At 59.5% G+C, this 20340-nt stretch carries 21 protein-coding genes and 1 pseudogene; 14 read left to right on the forward strand and 8 right to left on the reverse strand.

Features of this window, described 5'->3' with window-relative positions; all coding sequences use genetic code 11:
* Positions 1–61 precede the first annotated feature (61 nt).
* Positions 62–1099, forward strand: a complete 1038-nt coding sequence (gene tsaD / locus DY250_RS06265) for a tRNA (adenosine(37)-N6)-threonylcarbamoyltransferase complex transferase subunit TsaD (RefSeq protein ID WP_115611546.1) — start codon at positions 62–64, stop codon at positions 1097–1099.
* Positions 1096–1575, forward strand: coding sequence for a hypothetical protein (locus tag DY250_RS06270; RefSeq protein ID WP_006985054.1), 480 nt, complete (start codon positions 1096–1098; stop codon positions 1573–1575). The genes tsaD and DY250_RS06270 overlap by 4 nt, the downstream gene beginning before the upstream one ends.
* Positions 1576–2021: 446 nt before the next feature.
* Here DY250_RS06270 and apbC read toward each other — a convergent pair whose 3' ends face one another.
* The 3 genes from apbC to hemB are packed head-to-tail and all read right to left on the reverse strand — an operon-like array spanning position 2022 to position 4836.
* Positions 2022–3056 (reverse strand): iron-sulfur cluster carrier protein ApbC, encoded by a 1035-nt coding sequence (apbC, locus tag DY250_RS06275; RefSeq protein WP_115611547.1) that lies wholly within the window; start codon positions 3054–3056, stop codon positions 2022–2024.
* Positions 3053–3829: a shikimate dehydrogenase gene (aroE, locus tag DY250_RS06280; RefSeq protein ID WP_115611548.1), complete on the reverse strand. Its 777-nt coding sequence runs from the start codon at positions 3827–3829 to the stop codon at positions 3053–3055. Before aroE ends, apbC begins: the two co-directional genes overlap by 4 nt.
* Complete coding sequence (gene hemB / locus DY250_RS06285; protein ID WP_115611549.1) at positions 3826–4836, reverse strand: porphobilinogen synthase; 1011 nt, start codon at positions 4834–4836, stop codon at positions 3826–3828. Before hemB ends, aroE begins: the two co-directional genes overlap by 4 nt.
* A 370-nt stretch (positions 4837–5206) precedes the next feature.
* On the opposite strand from hemB, the gene DY250_RS06290 reads away from it, so the two are divergent.
* Positions 5207–5731, forward strand: a complete 525-nt coding sequence (locus tag DY250_RS06290; protein WP_218565553.1) for a PH domain-containing protein — start codon at positions 5207–5209, stop codon at positions 5729–5731.
* A gap of 253 nt (positions 5732–5984) precedes the next feature.
* Here DY250_RS06290 and DY250_RS13690 read toward each other — a convergent pair whose 3' ends face one another.
* Both DY250_RS13690 and DY250_RS14890 read right to left on the reverse strand, forming a co-directional pair.
* Entirely contained in the window at positions 5985–6173 is a 189-nt protein-coding gene (locus tag DY250_RS13690) for a hypothetical protein (protein WP_147293470.1), read from the reverse strand.
* 50 nt (positions 6174–6223) lie between these two features.
* Positions 6224–7409 (reverse strand): annotated as a pseudogene (locus tag DY250_RS14890) (DUF819 family protein).
* Between the two features lie 371 nt (positions 7410–7780).
* Here DY250_RS14890 and DY250_RS06300 point away from each other — a divergent pair.
* The 11 genes from DY250_RS06300 to der all read left to right on the forward strand — a co-directional run bounded on the left by DY250_RS06300 (position 7781) and on the right by der (position 18080).
* Positions 7781–8554, forward strand: coding sequence for a thiol:disulfide interchange protein DsbA/DsbL (locus DY250_RS06300; RefSeq protein ID WP_115611550.1), 774 nt, complete (start codon positions 7781–7783; stop codon positions 8552–8554).
* Positions 8555–8556: 2 nt separating this feature from the next.
* The gene (locus tag DY250_RS06305; protein ID WP_115611551.1) at positions 8557–9531 is read left to right on the forward strand and encodes an aminoglycoside phosphotransferase family protein; all 975 of its coding nucleotides are present in this window, start codon (positions 8557–8559) and stop codon (positions 9529–9531) included.
* Positions 9528–10187 carry an N-acetylmuramate alpha-1-phosphate uridylyltransferase MurU gene (gene murU / locus DY250_RS06310; protein ID WP_115611552.1) on the forward strand — a complete coding sequence of 220 codons (660 nt, stop codon included), beginning with the start codon at positions 9528–9530 and terminating at the stop codon, positions 10185–10187. Before DY250_RS06305 ends, murU begins: the two co-directional genes overlap by 4 nt.
* A gap of 126 nt (positions 10188–10313) precedes the next feature.
* Positions 10314–10736 (forward strand): nucleoside-diphosphate kinase, encoded by a 423-nt coding sequence (ndk, locus tag DY250_RS06315; protein WP_115611553.1) that lies wholly within the window; start codon positions 10314–10316, stop codon positions 10734–10736.
* Positions 10736–11839, forward strand: coding sequence for a dual-specificity RNA methyltransferase RlmN (gene rlmN / locus DY250_RS06320; protein WP_006985070.1), 1104 nt, complete (start codon positions 10736–10738; stop codon positions 11837–11839). Before ndk ends, rlmN begins: the two co-directional genes overlap by 1 nt.
* Positions 11836–12624 (forward strand): tetratricopeptide repeat protein, encoded by a 789-nt coding sequence (locus tag DY250_RS06325; protein ID WP_115611554.1) that lies wholly within the window; start codon positions 11836–11838, stop codon positions 12622–12624. Before rlmN ends, DY250_RS06325 begins: the two co-directional genes overlap by 4 nt.
* A 2-nt stretch (positions 12625–12626) precedes the next feature.
* On the forward strand, positions 12627–13565 hold the full coding sequence (locus DY250_RS06330; RefSeq protein WP_115611555.1) for a helix-turn-helix domain-containing protein: 939 nt from the start codon (positions 12627–12629) through the stop codon (positions 13563–13565).
* Entirely contained in the window at positions 13558–14829 is a 1272-nt protein-coding gene (gene hisS / locus DY250_RS06335; protein WP_115611556.1) for a histidine--tRNA ligase, read from the forward strand. The genes DY250_RS06330 and hisS overlap by 8 nt, the downstream gene beginning before the upstream one ends.
* Positions 14826–15455 carry a YfgM family protein gene (locus tag DY250_RS06340; RefSeq protein WP_115611557.1) on the forward strand — a complete coding sequence of 210 codons (630 nt, stop codon included), beginning with the start codon at positions 14826–14828 and terminating at the stop codon, positions 15453–15455. Before hisS ends, DY250_RS06340 begins: the two co-directional genes overlap by 4 nt.
* Entirely contained in the window at positions 15452–16618 is a 1167-nt protein-coding gene (gene bamB / locus DY250_RS06345) for an outer membrane protein assembly factor BamB (RefSeq protein WP_115611558.1), read from the forward strand. Before DY250_RS06340 ends, bamB begins: the two co-directional genes overlap by 4 nt.
* Before the next feature lie 94 nt (positions 16619–16712).
* The gene (gene der / locus DY250_RS06350; RefSeq protein ID WP_115611559.1) at positions 16713–18080 is read left to right on the forward strand and encodes a ribosome biogenesis GTPase Der; all 1368 of its coding nucleotides are present in this window, start codon (positions 16713–16715) and stop codon (positions 18078–18080) included.
* Between the two features lie 50 nt (positions 18081–18130).
* Here the strand turns inward: der and DY250_RS06355 are convergent, their stop codons facing one another.
* From DY250_RS06355 to DY250_RS06365, 3 genes are all read right to left on the reverse strand, one after another.
* Entirely contained in the window at positions 18131–18370 is a 240-nt protein-coding gene (locus DY250_RS06355; RefSeq protein WP_245951052.1) for a hypothetical protein, read from the reverse strand.
* 62 nt (positions 18371–18432) lie between these two features.
* Positions 18433–19632, reverse strand: a complete 1200-nt coding sequence (locus DY250_RS06360; RefSeq protein WP_115611561.1) for a sugar transporter — start codon at positions 19630–19632, stop codon at positions 18433–18435.
* Positions 19632–20312, reverse strand: coding sequence for an NUDIX hydrolase (locus tag DY250_RS06365; protein ID WP_115611562.1), 681 nt, complete (start codon positions 20310–20312; stop codon positions 19632–19634). The genes DY250_RS06360 and DY250_RS06365 overlap by 1 nt, the downstream gene beginning before the upstream one ends.
* Positions 20313–20340 lie beyond the last annotated feature (28 nt).

Below are 20340 nucleotides of genomic sequence, written 5' to 3' on the forward strand. Positions count from 1 at the left end.
ATTCCCACGAACACCACGGCAGCCCCGTCCCAGTGCGGGGCTGCCGCTTTTTACAACGACCATGACCACACCGCTCATCCTCGCCGTTGAAAGCTCCTGCGACGAAACCGCCGTCGCCCTGTACAGCGCAGACGAAGGTATCCTCGCCAACGAAGTCTATTCCCAAATCGAACTGCACCGTGTCCACGGCGGCGTCGTCCCCGAGCTTGCCGCGCGCGACCACCTGCGCCGCCTGCCGCATATCCTGCAACAGGCCCTCGAACGTGCGGGCAAAACGCTCACCGACATCAACCTCATCGCCTATACCGCTGGCCCCGGCCTACTCGGTGCGCTGATGACCGGAGCGGGATACGCACGCGCACTCGCCTACGGCCTCAATATCCCCGCTATCGCCATCCACCACATGGAAGGACACCTGCTCTCACCCTTGCTGGATACTGCTGCCCGGCCACAACTGCCCTATATCGCCCTGCTGGTCTCCGGTGGGCACACCCAGCTCATGGCTGTGGATGCACCAGGCAGCTACCGTCTGTTGGGGCAAACCCTGGATGACGCCGTCGGCGAAGCCTTCGATAAAACCGCGAAACTGCTCGGTCTGCCCTATCCCGGCGGTCCTGAGCTGGCAGCACTCGCCGCACAGGGTAATGCCGACCGTTTCCCGCTGCCGCGCCCGATGACCAACCGCCCCGGCATGGACTTCAGCTTCAGCGGACTCAAAACCCAAGTGCGCCTGCTCATCGAAGAACAGGGCGATGACCCGCAAACCCATGCTGACATCGCTGCCGCCTTCCAGCAGGCTGTGGTGGATACCCTCGTCATCAAAAGCCGCCGTGCCTGGCAAGAAACCGGTTACCGCGACCTCGTCGTTGCCGGTGGCGTCAGTGCCAACCGCACCCTGCGCCAAGCCCTGCAACAAGAAGCCGATAAACGCGGCAAACGTGTGTATTTCCCACCGCTTGCGCTCTGCGGAGATAACGCCCTGATGATCGCCTACGCCGCCGCGCAACGTTACGACGGGCATGACAGTCCGCTCAATATCGCCGTCAAAGCCCGCTGGGATCTTACCGACCTGCCCCCTCACCCTATTCGTCAACCATGAAAAAAATCCAGCACCGCCCCGTTCTCGAAACCTACCTGCTCGCCGCCGCAAGCGGCATTTTTGCCCTGTGGATGCTGAAACGCCTCTTCGGTAGCGGCCTTAATCTCGCCGCTGCCGGTTGCGCATACGACGCCGCCCTGCCGTACAAAATCGCCTGCGCCACCCTGCGTAACAGCGGTTACAGTGGTTTTGCAGCCCTCATTGCGCTCGCGACCGCCATCGCCGGTATCTACGGCGCCGTACAAATCATCCGGGGACAAAAAAGCGGTTATCTCACCCTTATTGTCCTCTACGGCCTGCAAACCGTCCGCTTCGAATACGGCGCTTTCAGCTACTACCTGCCGACCGCGCTCAACTTTTACTACCAGCACCCCATCCCCCGCACCGGTGGGATCTTGCTGCTGAACATCAATTTTCTGACCTTCCTCCTTCTCCTCTTCAGCGTAGGCAGATACCGCAACGACTACACTGGCTGACAGCAAGCACAGTCCTTAACGTTTTCAGCGGCAAAGGGATTTAATGACGGCAGCGAAACAGAGAAAAGCAGCAAACCCGTGATACTTACGGGCTTTGCTTGATGTGTCTACACAAAAAGCCCCTTGCAGTTGGCGAGGGGCTTTTTGTCGTACTGGGATTACAGCGAACAACACAAGCGTCGCTGATTAAACCGGAGTAAACAATGTCGCCAGCGACAACACCCGTTTACGGTCGAATTGAAAGAGCAGGTAGTTGTTGTCAAGCCAGTAGGGTCAATGGCGAAGGCGCAAGCCAGCACAACAAAGCGTCTTTGTAGACACATGTCAAGCGGGATAAACACTGGGCTCGTAGCAAGCCGCCAAGCGGGATAAAACCGGACTTGTAACGGCGGATTAGTCCCTGCCCGGTGAGCCTAGGCTACCGGGCGTGAGAGGCGGCGTCTCGCTTATTTTTCGACGACGATGTTGGGGAAGGCCTGCGTGATGCTTTCTCTTGCAGCGAGTTGCGCCATGGTGCGCAGGGCGATGCGGCGGTAGCGGCGGGCGATGTCGCTATCCGGTGCGGCGGCGGTGGTCGGGTTGCCGTTGTCGGTTTCTTCGCGGATGCGGATGTCGAGCGGCACGCCGCCGAGGTAGGGCATGTGGTGGCTGACGGCGAGCAGTTTGCCGCCGTCTTTGCCGAAGATATGCGCTTCATGGCCGCAGTTTGGGCAGGTATACACGCTCATGTTTTCGACGAGGCCGAGGATGGGGATGTTCACTTTGTCGAACATGGTTTTGGCTTTTTTGGCGTCGAGCAGGGCGATGTCCTGCGGGGTGGTGATGATGACGGCGCCCGCGACCGGGATTTGCTGGGCGAGGGTGAGCTGGGTATCGCCGGTACCGGGCGGCAGGTCGATAATGAGGTAGTCAAGGTCGTGCCAGCGGGTTTCGCGGTAGAGTTGCAGCAGGGTCTGGTTGATCATCGGGCCGCGCCAGATCATGGCGGTGTCTTCATCTACGAGGTCGCCGATGGAGAGGGTCTGGATGCCGTGACGGTTGACGGGCTGCATGGTTTTGCCGTCTTCGCTGGTCGGGCGGGTCGCGCCGCCGAGCATCCGCGCCTGGCTGGGGCCGTAGATGTCGGCATCCAGCAGGCCGGTGCGCGCACCAAGTTGGTGCAGGGCAATGGCAAGGTTGACGGAGAGGGTGGATTTGCCGACGCCGCCTTTGCCGGAGGCGACGGCGATGATATTTTTGATTTGCGGGTTGGCTTTGATGCCGCTTGCATGTGCGCGCACGCGGTAGTCGAAGCGGATGCGGGCAGTGTCGATGCCGAGTGCGGCCAGCGCGTCGCGCCAGCGGGTTTCTTCTTGTTGTGCGGGGAAGCCGGGGGAGAGGGTGAGGCTGTCGTCATCGTTCGTCTGGATGGCCCCGGCAGCGGCGAAGGGGGCGAGGTCAAGTTCGGGGTCGTGGTAGTTTTGGATGAGGTCGGTTTTCATGCGGGGAACCATTGTTGGAAGGAGAGCCAGGCTTGGGCTTGCAGCATGGTGCTGCCGTCGTGGGCGGTGAGGTGGTGCGAGCGTGCCCAGTCAAGGAAGGGGGTGTCACGGCCATAGGTCATGTCGTAGGCGTAGGTCTGCGGGTGGGCGATGTTGTCCGGCAGGGTGAAGGCGGTGTTGTTGAACGCCGCCGAGGTGGCGTTGATGATGAGGTCGTAAGCGGGCGCGGCAGCGAGGTCTTCGAGGCTACCTGCCGTGAGCGGCACGGTGGTGTGCAGTTGTTGCGCGGCGATGATAGCAGCGGCTTTGGCGGTAGTGCGGTTGGCGATGTGCAGTCTGGCCGGGCGGGCGGCGCAGAGGGGGGCGATGACGCCGCGCGCCGCACCGCCCGCGCCGAGGATGAGGATGTGTTTGCCAGCGAGTGGGTAGGCGTGCTCGTGTTCGAGAGCGTGGCGCAGGCCGCGGCCATCGGTGTTGTCGCCGCAGAGTCTGCCGTTTTCCTGCCACAGGGTATTGACGGCTTCGGCGCGGCGCGCATCGGCGCTGGTTTGTTCGCAGAGGCGGTAGGCGCTTTCTTTGTAGGGCAGGGTGATGTTGAGGCCGCGCCCGCCGTTGGCGAAGAATTGGGCAACGATGGTGGCGAAGTTATCCGCTTCGGCGAGGATGCGGTCGTAACGCAGGTCAATGCCGCGCGCTTGCGCGAAGGCGGCGTGGATGTCCGGCGAGCGGGAATGGGCGATGGGGTTGCCGATTACGGCACAGCGGTAGGTCATGTGCGGTGTTTGAGCAGCCGGGCGGCTTCTTTTGCGAAGTAGGTGATGATGATGTCGGCGCCGGCACGTTTGAAGCCGAGCAGGGTTTCCATGATGATGGTTTCGCGCGTGAGCCAGCCGTTGGCGAAGGCGGCGTTCAGCATGGCGTATTCGCCGCTCACTTGGTACACGGCAAGCGGGAAGGCGAACTGGTCTTTGGCGCGGCGGACGATGTCGAGGTAAGGCATGCCGGGTTTGACCATGACGTAATCCGCGCCTTCGCTGATGTCGAGGGCGATTTCGTGCAGGGCTTCGTCGCTGTTCGCGGGATCCATCTGGTAGGTGCGTTTGTCGGCTTTGCCGAGGTTGGCCGCCGAGCCGACGGCGTCGCGGAAGGGGCCGTAGTAGGCGCTGGCGTATTTGGCGGAATAGGCCATGATGCGCACGTTATCGTGGCCGTGCTGTTCGAGCGCCTGGCGGATGGCGCCGATGCGGCCATCCATCATGTCGGACGGGGCGACGATGTCTACGCCCGCGTCCGCATGGCAGAGCGCCTGTTTGATGAGGGTAGCGACGGTGATGTCGTTCAGGATGTAGCCGCCGGCATCGGTGATGCCGTCCTGTCCGTGAATGGTGTAGGGGTCAAGCGCGACATCCGTCATGATGCCGAGTTCCGGAAAGGCCGCTTTCACGGCGCGCACGGCGCGGGGGACGAGGCCGTCCGGGTCGTAAGCGGCGGCAGCATCGGCGCTCTTGTGTTCCTGGCCGATGACGGGGAAAGGGGCAATGACGGGGATGCCGAGGGCGACCAGTTCGCGGCATTCTTCCAGGAGGAGGTCAATGGAAAGGCGGGCAATGCCGGGCATGGACGGGATAGCTTCTCGCTTCTGCTCGCCTTCGCAGATGAAAACGGGCTGGATGAGGTCGTCAACGGTCAGGGTGTGTTCGCGGGTGAGGCGGCGGCTGAAATCGTCCTTGCGGTTGCGGCGTTTGCGGGTGAGCGGGTAGGTTTGGGCGGGGATGTGCATGGCGGGGTATCCGTGGGAAGGGGCGGCTATCTTACTACCCGCCCGGCTTTTTTACAGGGCAGGCTTGATTCGTTACTGAGGACGCAGGCTCGTAGCGTTTTATTGGGAAGGTGTTGAGGGGTAGCGGATGTGGAGGGTGTTAGATTCCGACAGAGTACAGCGCGCAATCCCGCGATATGTAGTCGGTTAAGTTTGATGCCGATATTCGGGCTATCTGGATATAAAAATGACGAGAGATTATGGAAGCTATATCGCCGGGAACCGTTGTATGAAATTGAAAGATTTTGGTTTAATGATGCGATAATTATGTTCCACCATCCGTCAGGAGGAAAAAATGCTCAAAAATCTCATCGATTAAAACGAAACTATCTTGTGGCAGGGTAAACCGCATCATTTTTTATATACACTGGGTAATCCGCTCATTTATCCTTTTGCTCTGTGTTGGGGGATTTTTGACTTGTTTTTTATGACGAAGTTCAATGCCGCATTGCACGGAATCTTCCCATATATGGATTTCTTTATGCTTCTTCATCTGGCCCCGGTGTGGTACGCGCTGTTTTCGCCCATTTACCGTTTCTTTAATTGGTACCGCATTGATTATGCACTTACCGATAAACGCCTGTATTTCACCGCTGGGCTTGTCGAGCTGGATGTCACCAGTGCCGAGCTGCCTGAAATACAGAATTTGCACGTGTATGTGGGCTTGATGGAAACCCTGTTCAAGCGGGGGACCATTCGTTTTTGTAATACAAACGCCCTATGTTTTGTGGAAAAGCCCTATGAGGTTTATAAGCAGATTCAGCAAACCGCGATGGATATTACCACAGACCGTCAATTTCCCAACCAATTGCGTCCTCAAGAAAATCCGGGCTATCAGACCCGGTATAAGCCTTAATATTTTTGCGCTACCCAAAACAGGTCGTCTGAAAGCAGGTTTTGCTACTTTCGGGCAGACTTTAATCCATTAAATCCACTACGAAATAAAGTCAATTAAGCGAGATGCCCAGCATCAGCACTATTGGAGACGACGCTATTCCACTTGGTGGGGAAATGTGCCCCATTCACCCTGCGCATCCATGAATGACGGAATAAGAATCCTGCTATCTGGATTAGAGCGATGATGAATAAATATATTATTGGGAGACTATTTAGAAAAGAGTCCCCACTTTCTGCGTTTGACAGTAGTGGCTTCTTGCGGTGATGCTGGTTAGAGGCGTTGTAGGTTGCAGGTGGCAGTCGTTAAAAGATGTGGCGATCTGGATGCTGGTGCTACAGTGCCACAGTTCTTTATCGCTGCTGCGCAGGATGTTGTGGCGGGCTTTCAGATATGGCTGCATTGCTCGCTTAATGCTATAAAAAACCGCCCCGTAGGGCGGCATGATGACGATTAACCGCCGACTATCAGGCGCATCATTTCGCCGGTGAGATAACCGCCGGCGGTACCGATGGCATAGCCCAAGATGGCGAGCAATACACCGACGGGTGCCAGTGAGGGATGGAATGCGGCAGCGACGACCGGCGCTGAGGCTGCACCGCCAATATTCGCCTTGGAACCGACAGCGAGAAAGAAACTCGGAGCACGGATGAGCTTGGCGACTATAAAGATGAAGATGATATGGAACAGCATCCAGAAAACGCCGACCATGATGACGCCGATATGCTCGAAAATCTTGTCCAGCTCCATCTGCATGCCGATAGAGCCGACCAATAATAAATAAACACCGAGCCGAGCTTTGCCCCACCGGCGTGTTCTGGTTCACGGGCGCGGGTGAAGAAAAATACGATGTCAAACACCGTCGCCAATATCACCAGCCAGAGGAAGGCGCTGTTCAGGCTGTAGCTCTTGGCCCACGGGAATTGTTTGAACCAAGAGGCGATGTGATCGCCAAAGAGATGGCTCACGCCGATGATGGCAAAGGTAAGGCCAAGAATAACCATGAAATCAGAGAGTTGTGCAATGCGCTCGTTTTCGCGTACATATTTTTCGACGGTATGCTTGAGCGTATCAATAGCGCTGGTGTCCGCTTTCAACCAGCGGTCAACGCTGTCGGACTTCTTCGCCATGAATAGCAGGCCGATCATCCACAGCTCCGCAACTACCACATCAACCACGACCATCGTGCCGAAGAGCGTGTCATTGACATGATGGAGCTCCTTCATCGCGGTCTGGTTCGCGCCACCGCCGATCCAGCTGCCGGCGACCGTGGAAAAGCCCTTCCACAAATCATCTGCCACCCATTCCGGGTTAAACATATGGAACAGCCAACAGCAAGCGGGCCGCCAAGAACCACACCGACGGTTGCGGCGAAAAACATGACAAGCGCCTTCCAGCCCAGGCCGATAATCTTTTGTAAATCAATAGAAAGCGTCAACAAGAATAAGGCGGCAGGCAGCAGATAGCGCGAGGCGATGTAATAAATATGCTTGCTGCTTTCCAGGCTGACAATATGAAACGTACTGAGCAGGCCGGGAATGAAATAACACAGCAGCAGCATGGGAATATGGGTATAAAACTTTGCCCAAAAACCGCTCTTGCGCGAGCCGGTATGAAAAATCAGCCCCAGCACCCCCATCAGCACACCGAAGGCAACCGCGTCGCTGGTAATCAGCGGCGTGGGCGGCGGGGAATAATCGGCTAATTGCGCCGCAACACGGCAGGCTTCAGCAAAATAAATTGCGAGGATTTCGTTCATGCGAGGCTCTCCAGATAATTGATATAAATGACGATTTTAGGGATTTATATTAAGTTAAGTATTTTATTAACTATTGTGTAACTCGGTGAAAGAAAAGGGAATACTGTGGAAAATGGGCAAAGACACGGTTGGTTTCCACTGCTGCCAAATTGACTGCGTTACGGTTCGGATAGGCACCGTGGCGTGATGGAGCGGATGCGTATAATGCGCGCCTCATTTTTCCCTATTCTCTCTTAGTTCATGGAGTTTTTATGTTGAAGAAATCTATTGTCGCCATGCTGCTCGCTGCCGCCCTCGCCGGAGGGGCGCAGGCGCAGCTGAAATATGTGGAAGGCGCGGATTACACCACACTGACTGCGCCGGTTACCGAAGCAAAGGCTGGGCAGGTGATCAATTTCTTCTGGTATGGTTGCGGGCACTGTTATGCCATGGAGCCGTCTTTGCAGAAATGGCTGGGCGACGGTAAAGACGCTTCCATCGACTTCATCCGCATCCCGGCGTTTACGGGCAACTGGGAAGGTGGTGCGCGCCTATTCTATGTAGTGCGTGAACTCGGTATGGCCGTCCCGGAAATGGACGAAAAAATATTTGACGCGGTTCACAAGGACGGCAAACGCGGCATCATCTTCGACAAGGGCGCGGCGCTGAAATTCCTCGTCGAAAACGGCGCCAAGCAGGAAGATGTGGAAAAAGCCTGGAAGTCGCTTGCGGTGCAGCAGAAGCTCAACCAAGCACGCGATTTGTTCAATGCCTCGCAACTGGATGGCGTGCCGGGCTTTATCGTGGACGGCAAATACGTCATCGCTGCTGATAACAACTACCCACGCCTTTTTGACAAGCTGAATACGCTGGCGACAAAGAACACCGCTAAGAAAGAAGAAGCCAAGCCAGCTGACGCTACGCCTACGGAAGAAGCAAAGGCTGACGAAGTAAAAATCGAAGAAGCGAAACCTGCCGGGGCTAAAACCGAAGAGGCCAAACCCGCCGCCGAGGAAAAACCGGCAGAAACCAAACCTGCCGCCTGAACATGACGCAGACAACCGACCGCGAAAGTGCCCGCCGTGCTTTCGCGGTTTCTTGTATGGGACAGGCGGCAACCCTCACACCACTGGGCGGCGATGCCAGCTACCGCAGCTATTACCGCTACCAGGCAAATGGCGCTAGCTACATCCTCATGGATGCACCTGTGGCCGCAGGCGGCATTGACCTCTTCGTGCAACGTGCGCAGCAATTCGCCGCTTGCGGCCTGCCTGTGCCACATATCCATGCCGCCGACAGCACGCAGGGATTCCTGCTGCTGGACGACTTCGGCGACCGCTGGCTCTGGCAAGACCTGCGGGAAAACGCCGCCGCAACCCTGCCGCAGGCGCTGACGCTCCTGGGACAATGGCAGCGGGCGACCACAGCCCTGCAAGCGGACATCCCGCCTTACGAATTCTCCCGCCTGCATACTGAAGTGGCGCTCACCCGCGAATGGTTCCTGCCGTGGCTGGACATCGCGGTGGACACAATGCGCTGGCAGGAAAGCGAAAACTGGCTGGTTGGGCGGGCAGGACAGGGCAGGGCGCTGTGCGTACACCGTGACTACCATTGTCGCAACCTGATGCGCCGCGCCGACGGCAGCATCGGTATCCTCGACTTTCAGGACGCGCTATGGGGCAGCCCCGCCTACGACCTCGTCTCACTCACCCGCGACTGCTACATCCGCTACCCGCAAGCGGACGTGCGCCGCTGGGAAGCCGGTTTCCGCGCCCGCTACCTGCTACAAGAAAACAGTGATGACTGGGCGCAGACCTGCGATGCCGTCTCCCTGCAACGCCACCTCAAAGTGCTGGGGCTGTTCGTCCGCCTCGCCGAACGCGATGGCAAGCGCGGCTATCTCGCCGACCTGCCCCTGGTGCTAACCTACGCCTGCGACGAAGCGGCGGCATTACCGCACACTGCCTGGATGGCGGACGAACTGCGCCGCGCTATCCCCCGATTACAAGAGAGACTGACATGAAAGCGATGATCCTCGCCGCCGGACGCGGCAAACGCATGGGCGCACTCACCGACAGCTGCCCGAAACCGCTGTTGCGTGTCGGTGGTGACACCCTGATCGGCTGGCAACTGCGCCGCCTGGCGCGAGCCGGCTTTCTGGAAGCCGTCATCAATCTCGGCTATCGCGGCGCGATGATAGAAAGCGCGCTTGGCGACGGTAGTGCTTACGGCCTGCACATCACCTACTCGCACGAGCCGGAAGAAGGGCTGGAAACAGCGGGCGGCATCGTCCAGGCCCTGCCGCTGCTGGAAGACGCGCCGTTTCTTGTGGTTAACGCAGACGTGTGGTGCGACGTGGATTTACGCCGCTTCAGCGAAAACCACCCTGCCGACAGCCTCGCCCACCTGCTGCTCACCGCCACGCCCGCCTGGAAAGCGCGCGGTGACTTCTCGCTGGCGGGCAACATCCTGATTGCGGGTGAAACCCTGACCTACACCGGCATCGCCGTACTGCATCCGCGCCTCTTTGCGGACGTCCTGCCCGGCTTCCGCCCGCTGGCACCCATCTTGTGCGCCCACCTGCCGCGCGGCGAACTGAGCGGCGAAGCATACAGCGGCGAATGGCGCGACATCGGCACGCCGGAACGCCTTGCCGCCCTGCGCGCGCTATATGATTAAATCGCTTGCGCGGGACAACCACGCGTCTTCTTCCCTGACAGCAGCGGTGTTTGATTTCAATCACTATTGCCTTATGTGCTACCATACCGCCCGTTTTTACCCTCACACATTCTTCACGGAGCATCCATGTCTGTGCAATTGACGCTATCCATCGTTAAGCCCGACGCCGTGCGCAATCATCATACCGGGGCAATTCTCGCCCGTATCGAACAACAGGGACTTGCTATCGTTGCGGCAAAAATGTTGCGCCTCAGCCACGATGACGCCGCGCGCTTTTATGACGTTCACCGTGAACGTCCTTTTTTTGCCGAACTGGTCGCCTTCATGACCTCTGGGCCTGTCTTGGTACAGGTGCTGCGCGGTGATAACGCTGTCACCCGTTATCGTGAACTGATGGGCGCGACCGATCCCGCCGAAGCTGCTTCCGGCACCTTGCGCGCCGAATTTGCCGGTAGCAAGAGCGAGAACGCCGTGCACGGTTCGGACAGTGCAGAAAACGCCGCCCGCGAAATCGCCTTCTTCTTCGCCGAACGCGAGCTGTGCTGCTGATGACGGATAAAGTCAACCTCTTCGACTTTGACCGCGAAGCGTTGACGGCGTGGTTCGCCGAACAGGGAGAAAAACCCTTCCGTGCGCGGCAGCTGATGAAATGGATTTACCACGAACGCGTCACGGATTTCGACGCGATGACCGATCTCAGCAAACCGCTGCGCGAGAAACTGAAAGCCACCGCCGAATTGCGTTTCCCTACCGTCATCGCCGACCGCCTTGCCAGCGACGGCACGCGTAAATGGGTCTTCCGCTACGACTGCGGCAATAGTATTGAAACCGTCTTCATCCCCGAAGACGATCGCGGCACCCTCTGCATCTCTTCACAAGCGGGCTGTGCGCTGGCCTGCCCGTTCTGCTCGACCGCTCACGAAGGTTTTAACCGCAATCTGACCAGCGGTGAAATCATCGTGCAAGTTTGGCTTGCCAAAGAAATGCTTAACTGTGACCGCCACGGCAACAACCGCGTCGTCACCAATGTCGTACTAATGGGTATGGGCGAACCTTTGGTCAACTTCAATAACGTCCTGCCCGCTACCCGCCTGATGATGGATGACTACGCCTTTGGCCTATCAAAACGGCGCGTCACCCTCAGCACTTCCGGTATTGTCCCCGCCATTCACGCTTTGCGCGAAGTGACTGATCTCAGCCTCGCCGTTTCGCTGCATGCACCAAACGATGAACTGCGCAATCAGATTGTGCCGGTCAACGCCCGCTACGGACTGGATGCCCTGCTTGATGCCTGCCATCAATACGTGCAGCATAACGGTCAGCACGGTGGCGTAACCTGGGAATACGTCATGCTGCGCGGTGTTAACGACAGCCTTGAACACGCGCGGCAGCTGGTCGAATTGCTGCGTGGCATTCCCGGCAAAATCAACCTCATTCCCTTCAATGCCTTTCCGGGCAGCCGCTTTGAATGCTCGAAACGCGGCGACATCCTCGCATTCCAACGCTATCTGACCGAAAACGGTTACGTGGCGACCATCCGCAAAACACGCGGAGAAGACATAGATGCTGCCTGCGGGCAGCTGGTGGGACAGGTCAAAGACCGCAGCCGCCGTGAACGCAAACTTTCCAGAAAAGAGGTGGAAACCCTATGAAAACAAAGACCATCACACGATTCAGCGCCCTGGCTGCCGCTGTCATGCTGGGTGGCTGCAGCAGCTTCGGCTTCGGCAGCAAAAGCGACGACAGCAACGATCTGCCCACCCGCATCGAAAAGAAAACCGATTACAAACAAGCGTATCAGGATTACGTCGAACTGGGCGCCAAATATGTGCAGATGGGGCGTTACGACCTCGCCGAGCCCAAACTGAAACGCGCCATTGAAATCGACTCACACCCGCCGGATGCCTGGAACATCCTCGCCGTGCTTTACGAAGAAGCACGCGATATCTCCTCTGGCAACCAGATTTACCAAAAACTTATCCGCAGCCATCCCGAGTACCTGCTTGGCCACGTCAACTACGCGACCTTCCTCTGCAAGTTTGACCGCGACAGTGAAATGCAGACACTGTTGAACCAGATGCGTGCCCGTAACGCCGAATTCAAGGCGGCAGCCTACATCGCTGAAGGCAACTGCATGGCGACCCGCAACCAGATCGGGCAGGCGGAAAACGCCTACAAACAGGCCATTGCCGTTAATCCGCAGGCCGAAGGCGCCCTCTTGCCACTGGCGGAAATCTCCCTGCAAAAAGGCGATGCCGCAGGCGCCCTGCGCTACCTGAAAGTGGTGCACACCTATGTCGGCTACAGCCCGCAAAGCGTGAAAATTGGCATCGAAGCGGCGCGTAAAGGCGGCGATAGCCGCATGGAAGAAGAATTGGTGCGCGTCATGCGGGCCAATTACAAGAACACACCGCAGGCACAATCGCTGGGGATCTGACCATGAGCGAAAAAACCACCACCACGGGCGGCCTTGACATCGGTGCTGTCCTCTCGGCGGCACGAATGAAGCGCGAGCTGTCCATCGCCACTGCCGCAATGCAATCCAACCTCAGCCAGGAAATCATCGAAAAACTCGAACAAAACCGCTTCGGAGAAATTGGTGCGCCGGTTTTTACTCGGGGCTACCTCAGTCTCTATGCCCGCTTTCTCGGTCTGAACGAGGCTGCTGTCGGTCAGGCATTCAATAAAATCGGGCGTGAACCGCCGCCGGCCCTGCGTCTGAGCGCTGCCAACGTCGAAAGCCAAAGCCGTTCCTACCGTCGCAGCTATCTTGGTTCATGGTTGCTCCTGGTTCCGGTTGTGCTGGTTGGCGGCTTTCTGCTCTACCAGCTCTTTGATAACAACTCGTGGTTGATGAAGCAAATCAACGGCGCTTTTAACCAGCCGGCACAGCAAGAAGGCGAAGTCCTGACCCCGCCAGGCGGTAACAATAGCGAAGACATCGTGCTGGAAGTCGGCGGTAACCCGCAAGTCCCGCCGACCACTCCGGAAGGCGTGCCAGTCAATCCCGAAGTTATCAACGGCATTACCCCGCCTGCTGACACCGCGACAATGGCTGGCAGCAGCGAAACTCCGCCTGCTACTGATAACAGCATCACACAAGCCCCGGTAGTGAGCGAGGATTCACGCGGTATCCAGCTCACTTTCTCAACCGAAAGCTGGGTACAAATCCAGGACAACAAACGCAAATCCGTAGTATCGCGCATCATCAAGCCAGGTGAAAAAGTCGAACTGCCTGCCGACGGAGCACCGTACAACTTCAATATCGGCCGTCCGGACGGTGTCGTCATGCTCATCAACGGCCAGGAACAGCCACTGGACAACTACCGTCAGAAAAATTCCGGCCGCCGCTTCAACGTAGACATCCCCAATGGCTAAACCGCAAATCCAGTCCCTGCGCGGGATGAACGACATCTTCCCGCCCGAAGCCGACTACCTGCAACAACTGCACGACCGCATCCACGACGTGCTCGCCTGCTACGGCTATCACCCGCTGCAGCTGCCGCTGCTCGAACAAACCGGCCTGTTCAAACGCGCTGTTGGTGAAGAAACCGACGTGGTCAGCAAAGAGATGTACACCTTCGCTGATCGTAACGACGAAAGCATCACCCTGCGTCCGGAAGCGACTGCCGGCGTGGTGCGGGCGATGATCCAGCACGGCAAACTGCAACAGCCGCAGCGCGTATACGCCGAAGGGCCGATGTTCCGCTACGAACGCCCGCAAAAAGGGCGCAGCCGTCAATTTTCACAAGTGAGCGTTGAAGCGCTAGGCATCGCCGGCGCGGCACAAGACGCCGAACTCATCAGCCTTTGCGCCGACCTTTTCCGTCGCCTGAACATCCTTGATCTGCTGACGCTTGAAATCAACACCATCGGCCTCGCTGAAGAGCGCCACGCCTTCCAGCAGGCACTCGTTGCCTACCTGCAACAGCACATCGACGCCCTGGATGAAGACAGCCGCCGCCGTCTCACCACCAACCCGCTGCGCATCCTCGACAGCAAAAATGCGGGCGTGCAGCGCGTGCTGGATGGTGCCCCTATCCTTGACGATTACCTCGGCGAAGCCAGCCGCAGCCACTTCGCGCAACTCTGCGCACTGCTGGACGCCCTCGGCATCGCCTGGCAGCGCAATCCGCGCCTGGTTCGCGGCCTTGACTACTACTGTCACACCGTCTTTGAGTGGACGACCGATGCCCTTGGCGCCCAGGGCACCGTTACCGCCGGTGGCCGCTACGACGGCCTCATCGAACAACTCGGCGGCAAACCGACCCCGGCAGCCGGCTTCGCCTTCGGCATTGAGCGCATCATGCTGCTCGCACAACAGCGCGGCATCTTCCACATGCCGCAACCGCTGGTATACGCCATTGCCACCGCTGATGCCCACCTCTGCCTGCTGTTGCCGCTGGTGCAAACCCTGCGCGCGCGCGGCATCAGCGTCATCGCCCACAACCAAATCCAGCCGCTGAAAGCGCAAATCCGCAAAGCCGACCAGGAAGGCGCGCACTACGCCCTTATCATTGGCGATGACGAAGCGGCTACCCGCAGCGCCGCCCTGAAAAACCTGCGCGACGGCAGCCAGCAGACCCTGCCGCTTGCCGACCTGCCCGCCTACCTCGAAGCACGCAACAAGGAAACCCCATGAGCGACAGAACCGACGAAGAAACCCTCGAACTCATCCGCGAATGGCTGCAACAATACGGCCTGACCATCATCATCGGCCTGGTCCTGGGGCTTGGCGCTATCAGCGGCTACCGCTACTGGCAAGGCCAACAGGCGGAACAGCGCAACAACGAATCGGCCCAACTCGACACCATCCTGCAAGCCCTTGAACAGGACAAACCGCAAGATGCTGCGGACGCTTACGACAGCCTGCTCAAAAAAGGCGGGGAAATCGCCGAACTGGCCGCGCTGAACATGGCGGGTGCCTACCTTAAAGAAAACAAAACCGATGACGCAATGGCTGCGCTGAAACTGGCTGCTGCCAGCAAAGACGAACTGCTCGCGCAAAGCGCCAGCTGGCAACTGGCCCTCACGCTTGCTGCCCAAGGTAACTATGACGAAGCCCTGCAACAAAGCGAATCACTGCGCGACAGCGCCTACACTGCCCAGGCGGCAGCGTTGCAAGGTTACATCCACGACAAACAGGGTAAAACCAGAGAGGCACTGGCCGATTACGAACGCAGCCAGCAACTCGCGCCTGCGCCCGCCACCGCCCTGCAAATCAACGCCCTGCAAGCCCGCCTGGCGCTTGAAGGAAACGGCCAATGAAAACCACCCGCCGCAGTGTCCTGCTGCTTGCCGGCGCTCTGGCCCTGAGCGCCTGCTCGTCCACTTCTGACTTCTTCCTCGGCAAAGACAACCGCCCTGCGCCCAAACCCCTGCCCGCTGCCAGCGGCGGCGCAGGCGCTACCCTGTTGTGGAAACACAAACTCGGCAGCGGCGGTGCAGACGAAGGCCTTGCCCTCAAACCCGCCACCTGGGGTGGGCGCATCTATGCCGTCTCCGCCAATGGCCGCCTCTATGCCTACAACAGCGATGGCAGTACCGCCTGGCAACAAAAACTCGGCAACAACATCAGCGCTGGTGTTGCCGTGGATCGCCGCAACGTTTACCTCGGCACCAGCAACGGTGACCTGCTTGCGCTCTCTGCCGCAGACGGTGAAACCGAATGGCGCGCACCGCTGTCCAGCCTGATGCTGGCCGCACCGGTCGTTGCCGACGGCCTCGTCTTTGCGCGCAGCATTGACGGCGTCCTCACCGCCTTCGACGCTGCCAATGGCAGCGAACTGTGGCGTTACCGCATCAAAGAACCAGTCCTCAGCGTGCGCGGTAACGCTGAACCCGTCGTGGGCGGCGGTGTCGTCATCCTCACCACCGACAACGGCTACTTCGTCGTCCTTGACCAGCGCTCTGGCCTGCCCGTCGTCGAACAGCGCATCGCCAGCAGCGCCGGCAGCAACCCCGTCGCCCGCCTGGTGGACATGGACAGTACCCCGCAAGTCGGCGACGGTATCCTCTACGGTGCCGCCTACCAATCCATGCTCTTCGCCGTTGACCTGCAAAAAGGCCAGCCGTTGTGGCAGCAAGAACAGGTCTCGACACAAAAAGACATCGCCCTCAGCCGTGACGGCGTGTACCTCGTCAGCGATATTGACCACGTCATCGCCCTGAACCGCCGCGACGGCAGCATCCGCTGGAAAAACGACCGCCTTGAAGGGCGCTACCTCTCGCCGCCCTTCACCCTGCCGGACGGCCGCGTCGGCGTCATTGACTACCAGGGCTGGCTGCACTGGCTGGACGGCGCCAGCGGCGACCTCATCGGCCAGCAGCGCCTCGCATCCAGTACTGCCGATGTGCCCGCCCTCGTTCTGCGCGACAGCATCGTTTGGCAACTCAAAGACGGTAACCTCATCAACTTCCGGCCTGAATAACCCTCCCCACGGCGCGGCAAAAACCGCGCCGTATTCTCGCTTGGCACGCACATTCGCCCTCAATACACGCACAAAAAACCACAAAGGACACCCCATGAACACCCTGCGCAAACCACTGGTGGCGCTGGTCGGCCGCCCCAACGTCGGCAAATCGACCCTGTTTAACGCCCTGACCCGCAGCCGCGACAGCCTCGTTGCCGACACCCCCGGCCTCACCCGCGACCGCAACTACGGCGAAGCGCGCCTCATGGACATGCCCTGCCGCATCATTGACACCGGCGGCCTCCTGCGTGAAGAAGAAGCACAAATCGACTACCGCGTGGACCAGCAGGCGCGCGCCGCCGTCAGCGAAGCCGATGTCGTCGTCTTCCTCGTGGACGGACGCGACGGCCTCACCGCCGTGGACGAACAAATCGCCCAGGAACTGCGGCGCAGCCACAAGCCCGTCATCCTCGCCGTCAACAAAACCGACTTCGCCGATCCCGACCTCATCCTTGCCGACTTCTATGCCCTCGGCATCGCCGACACCCTCGCGATTGCGGCGGAACACCGGCGCGGCATCAACCGCCTGGCAGAGCGCATTATTGCCCACCTGCACTCACTGCCCGACGCCGGGCAATTCGGCGAACCGGAGGAAGCCGGAGGAAACGCGGATGACAGCATTGCCCTTGCCGTCATCGGCCGCCCCAACACCGGCAAATCCACCCTGCTCAACCGCCTCATCGGTGAAGATCGCCTCGTTGCCAGCCCCGTTGCCGGAACCACCCGCGACGCCATCGCCATCCCCTACGAAGACGACGCCGGTGACCGCTTCACCCTTATTGACACCGCCGGCATCCGCCGCAAAGCGCGGGTCAATGACAAAATCGAAAAATTCTCCATCGTCAAAACCCTGGACGCCATTGAGCGCGCCAACGTCGTCATCCTCATGCTGGATGCGCACGAAGGCGTGAGCGAGCAGGACGCGCACCTCCTGGGCGAAATCACCCGACGCGGACGCGGTCTCATCATCGCCATCAACAAATGGGACCACCTTGACGCCGAACAGCGCGAAACCATCCGCCAGCAATTCACGCGCAAACTGCACTTCGTGGACTACGCCGAGGTCTTCTACATCTCGGCGCTGCACGGCAGCAACATCCGCAAACTGCTGCCAGCGGTGAAGAAAGTCTATCGCTCGGCGATGACGGAACTTTCCACCAACAAACTCACTGAAGCACTGGAAACCGCCTACCACCGCCACCAGCCGCCACTGGTGCAGGGCCGCTCCATCAAACTGCAATATGCGCACCAGGGCGGGCGCAATCCGCCGCACATCATCATTCACGGCACGCGTACCACGAACGTCCCCGACAGCTACACCACCTACCTCAGCAAATTCTTCCGCAAACAGTTCAAACTGCACGGCACACCGATCCGTATCAGTTACCGTGACAAGGCGAACCCCTACGCCAACGAGTGATGCAGCACTATAAAAAAGCCGGACAACGTCCGGCTTTTTATTCGCGTTCTTCACGTATGCAGAATGCGCTTTACCCAATTCTCAATCGGCGCAATCAGGTAGGTGTCGCGCCAGATTTTTTCTCGAGCCGCCCAGCAGACGAGCCACAGTGCGATAAAAAACGGCCAGGGTGCGCGGATAACCGCCAGCCACACGGTGAGGGCAATCGCCCACACCCAAGGGCGGTTGGCATAGAAACGCGGAATGATGATGCAGACCGCGAGGAAAAACATGACCACGATGATGTCCATAGAAACTCCTTCGGAAAAAACGCACGCAAGCATAGCATGCGACGCCCCGGTGGGCGACTACTTCAGCGTAGCGCGCCAAAACGCCACTGCGTCCAGGCAAAGAACGCGCTGCCGACAAGTGCTAAAACCGCCCCGCTCAGGCCGATGAGGGCGAGGTCGCCGTGCTGCATCACCAGTCGCCCGATAAGCGCACCGCCGCCGATACCGATGTTGTAAATGCCGGAGAAGATGGCAGTGGCGACATCGGTTGCGTCCGGCGCAAGGTGCAGCACGCGCACCATCAGCGCGAGGCTGAGGGCGGCGATGCCGATACCCCAGCAGAAGACCAGCGCAAACAACGCCAGCGATGACGCCCCCAGCGGGCGTAATAACAGCAGGGAAGCGCAGAGCAGCACGACGGCACAGGTGAGGAAGCGCGTCGGCATGCGCGCGTGCAGACGGGCGAAGAGCACGCTCGCCACCATGCCGGAGAGGCCGAAGACGAGGAGCAGTGCCGTCGTCGCCCCTTCGCCGAGATGGCTGAATTGGCGGGCAAACGGCTCGATGTAGCTGTAAGCGGTGAAATGGGCGGCGATGATGAGGGCGGTGAAGGCGTAGAGGCCGAGCAGCAGCGGACGGCGTGCCAGCAGGGGCAGGCTGGTGAGGGAACCTGCGTTGCGGCTGGGCAGGCGCGGCAGCAGCAGAAAAACGGCGAGCATCACGGCGGCAGCAGCGGCGGCAATCAGGGCAAAGGTGGTGCGCCAGCCGAGCAGTTGTCCGATCAGACGGCCAAGCGGCAGACCCAGCACCGTCGCCAGCGCCGTGCCCATCGACAGCCAACCGATGGCCTGTTGTTGTTTGCCCGGCGGCGCAAGGCGCACCGCCAGCGCGGTGGTAATCGCCCAAAACACCGCATGCGCCAGTGCCACGCCGATACGCGAGACGAGCAGGACACCGAAATTCCACGCCAACGCGCTGACTGCGTGGCTGGCGATGAAAAGGACGAAGAGGGCGAGCAGCAGGCCGCGCCGTTCCCGCTGTGCTACCAGCAGCATACAGGGCAGAGAGGCAAGCGACACGACCCAGGCATACACCGTCAGCATCACCCCGGTCTGCGCCGCGCTCATGTCGAAGCCGGCGCCGATGTCGGAGAGCAGCGCGATGGGGATGAATTCGGTGGTATTGAAGACGAAGGCAGCGACGGCAAGCGTCAGCACGCGCGACCAGGCGAGACGGTGCGCGGCGTGGTGCAGGGGTATGGGGGCACTGTGTTCAAGTGGCATTATTGCTCTCCTGAGCGGAAGGGACGTGGGAAATGGATGGCGCTGTCGCGCTGTGCCAGGCGGTAGCCCATCGCATTGCGGCCGAAGCCACCGCTGGTCATGCCGTCTTCGACCAAAAGCCCCGCATCCAGGGTACGTTTGCGGAAGGCGCTTTTGTCGAGCGCCCTGCCGAGGATGATTTCATAAACGCGCTGCAACTGTGGCAGGGTGAACGGCTCCGCCAGCAGGAAGGCGGGCAGCGAAGTGTATTCCACTTTGCTGCGCAGACGCGCCAGGGCGGTGCGCAGAATGTCGTTGTGGTCAAAGGCCAAGGGCTGCGCGCAGGCGGCATCAGCCTGCGGCCAGGCAGCGGCATCGGGCGGCGGTGGCACCAGGGCGAAATAAACGTGCGTCGCCGTCCAGCCGCGCGGATCGCGGCCGGCGCTGCCCCAGCTGCCGAGCTGTTCCAGATAGGGGGCGGCAAAGCCGGTTTTCTCGCGCAGTTTGCGCAGGGCACAGTCGTAGAGGGTGGCGTCTAGCGCGATGTCGATATAGCCGCCGGGCAGACAGGGCGTGGCGGGGTAGGGCTCGCTGGGGTCGGGTGGACGGCGGCTGAGGAGGACGCGCAAGGCACCGTCGGCGACGGTGAAAATCACCACATCGACGGTGGTGTACGGTTGTGGGAAAGCGGTCGGGGTCATAACGGGATAGCGGTAGAAAACAGGGGTG

Origin of the sequence: Cardiobacterium valvarum (assembly GCF_900460955.1) — a bacterium.
Classification (GTDB): domain Bacteria; phylum Pseudomonadota; class Gammaproteobacteria; order Cardiobacteriales; family Cardiobacteriaceae; genus Cardiobacterium; species Cardiobacterium valvarum.

Excerpts from the sequence above, each read along its gene's own strand:
- bamB (WP_115611558.1), top strand. The coding sequence starts at position 15,452 with ATGAAAACCACCCGCCGCAGTGTCCTGCTGCTTGCCGGCGCTCTGGCC.
- DY250_RS06325 (WP_115611554.1), top strand. The coding sequence starts at position 11,836 with ATGAAAACAAAGACCATCACACGATTCAGCGCCCTGGCTGCCGCTGTC.
- DY250_RS06355 (WP_245951052.1), bottom strand. The coding sequence starts at position 18,370 with ATGGACATCATCGTGGTCATGTTTTTCCTCGCGGTCTGCATCATCATT.
- DY250_RS13690 (WP_147293470.1), bottom strand. The coding sequence starts at position 6,173 with ATGCAGCCATATCTGAAAGCCCGCCACAACATCCTGCGCAGCAGCGAT.
- DY250_RS06360 (WP_115611561.1), bottom strand. The coding sequence starts at position 19,632 with ATGCCACTTGAACACAGTGCCCCCATACCCCTGCACCACGCCGCGCAC.
- DY250_RS06270 (WP_006985054.1), top strand. The coding sequence starts at position 1,096 with ATGAAAAAAATCCAGCACCGCCCCGTTCTCGAAACCTACCTGCTCGCC.
- DY250_RS06365 (WP_115611562.1), bottom strand. The coding sequence starts at position 20,312 with ATGACCCCGACCGCTTTCCCACAACCGTACACCACCGTCGATGTGGTG.
- der (WP_115611559.1), top strand. The coding sequence starts at position 16,713 with ATGAACACCCTGCGCAAACCACTGGTGGCGCTGGTCGGCCGCCCCAAC.
- DY250_RS06340 (WP_115611557.1), top strand. The coding sequence starts at position 14,826 with ATGAGCGACAGAACCGACGAAGAAACCCTCGAACTCATCCGCGAATGG.
- DY250_RS06330 (WP_115611555.1), top strand. The coding sequence starts at position 12,627 with ATGAGCGAAAAAACCACCACCACGGGCGGCCTTGACATCGGTGCTGTC.
- ndk (WP_115611553.1), top strand. The coding sequence starts at position 10,314 with ATGTCTGTGCAATTGACGCTATCCATCGTTAAGCCCGACGCCGTGCGC.
- rlmN (WP_006985070.1), top strand. The coding sequence starts at position 10,736 with ATGACGGATAAAGTCAACCTCTTCGACTTTGACCGCGAAGCGTTGACG.
- aroE (WP_115611548.1), bottom strand. The coding sequence starts at position 3,829 with ATGACCTACCGCTGTGCCGTAATCGGCAACCCCATCGCCCATTCCCGC.
- DY250_RS06305 (WP_115611551.1), top strand. The coding sequence starts at position 8,557 with ATGACGCAGACAACCGACCGCGAAAGTGCCCGCCGTGCTTTCGCGGTT.
- murU (WP_115611552.1), top strand. The coding sequence starts at position 9,528 with ATGAAAGCGATGATCCTCGCCGCCGGACGCGGCAAACGCATGGGCGCA.
- apbC (WP_115611547.1), bottom strand. The coding sequence starts at position 3,056 with ATGAAAACCGACCTCATCCAAAACTACCACGACCCCGAACTTGACCTC.
- DY250_RS06300 (WP_115611550.1), top strand. The coding sequence starts at position 7,781 with ATGTTGAAGAAATCTATTGTCGCCATGCTGCTCGCTGCCGCCCTCGCC.
- hemB (WP_115611549.1), bottom strand. The coding sequence starts at position 4,836 with ATGCACATCCCCGCCCAAACCTACCCGCTCACCCGCAAACGCCGCAAC.
- tsaD (WP_115611546.1), top strand. The coding sequence starts at position 62 with ATGACCACACCGCTCATCCTCGCCGTTGAAAGCTCCTGCGACGAAACC.
- hisS (WP_115611556.1), top strand. The coding sequence starts at position 13,558 with ATGGCTAAACCGCAAATCCAGTCCCTGCGCGGGATGAACGACATCTTC.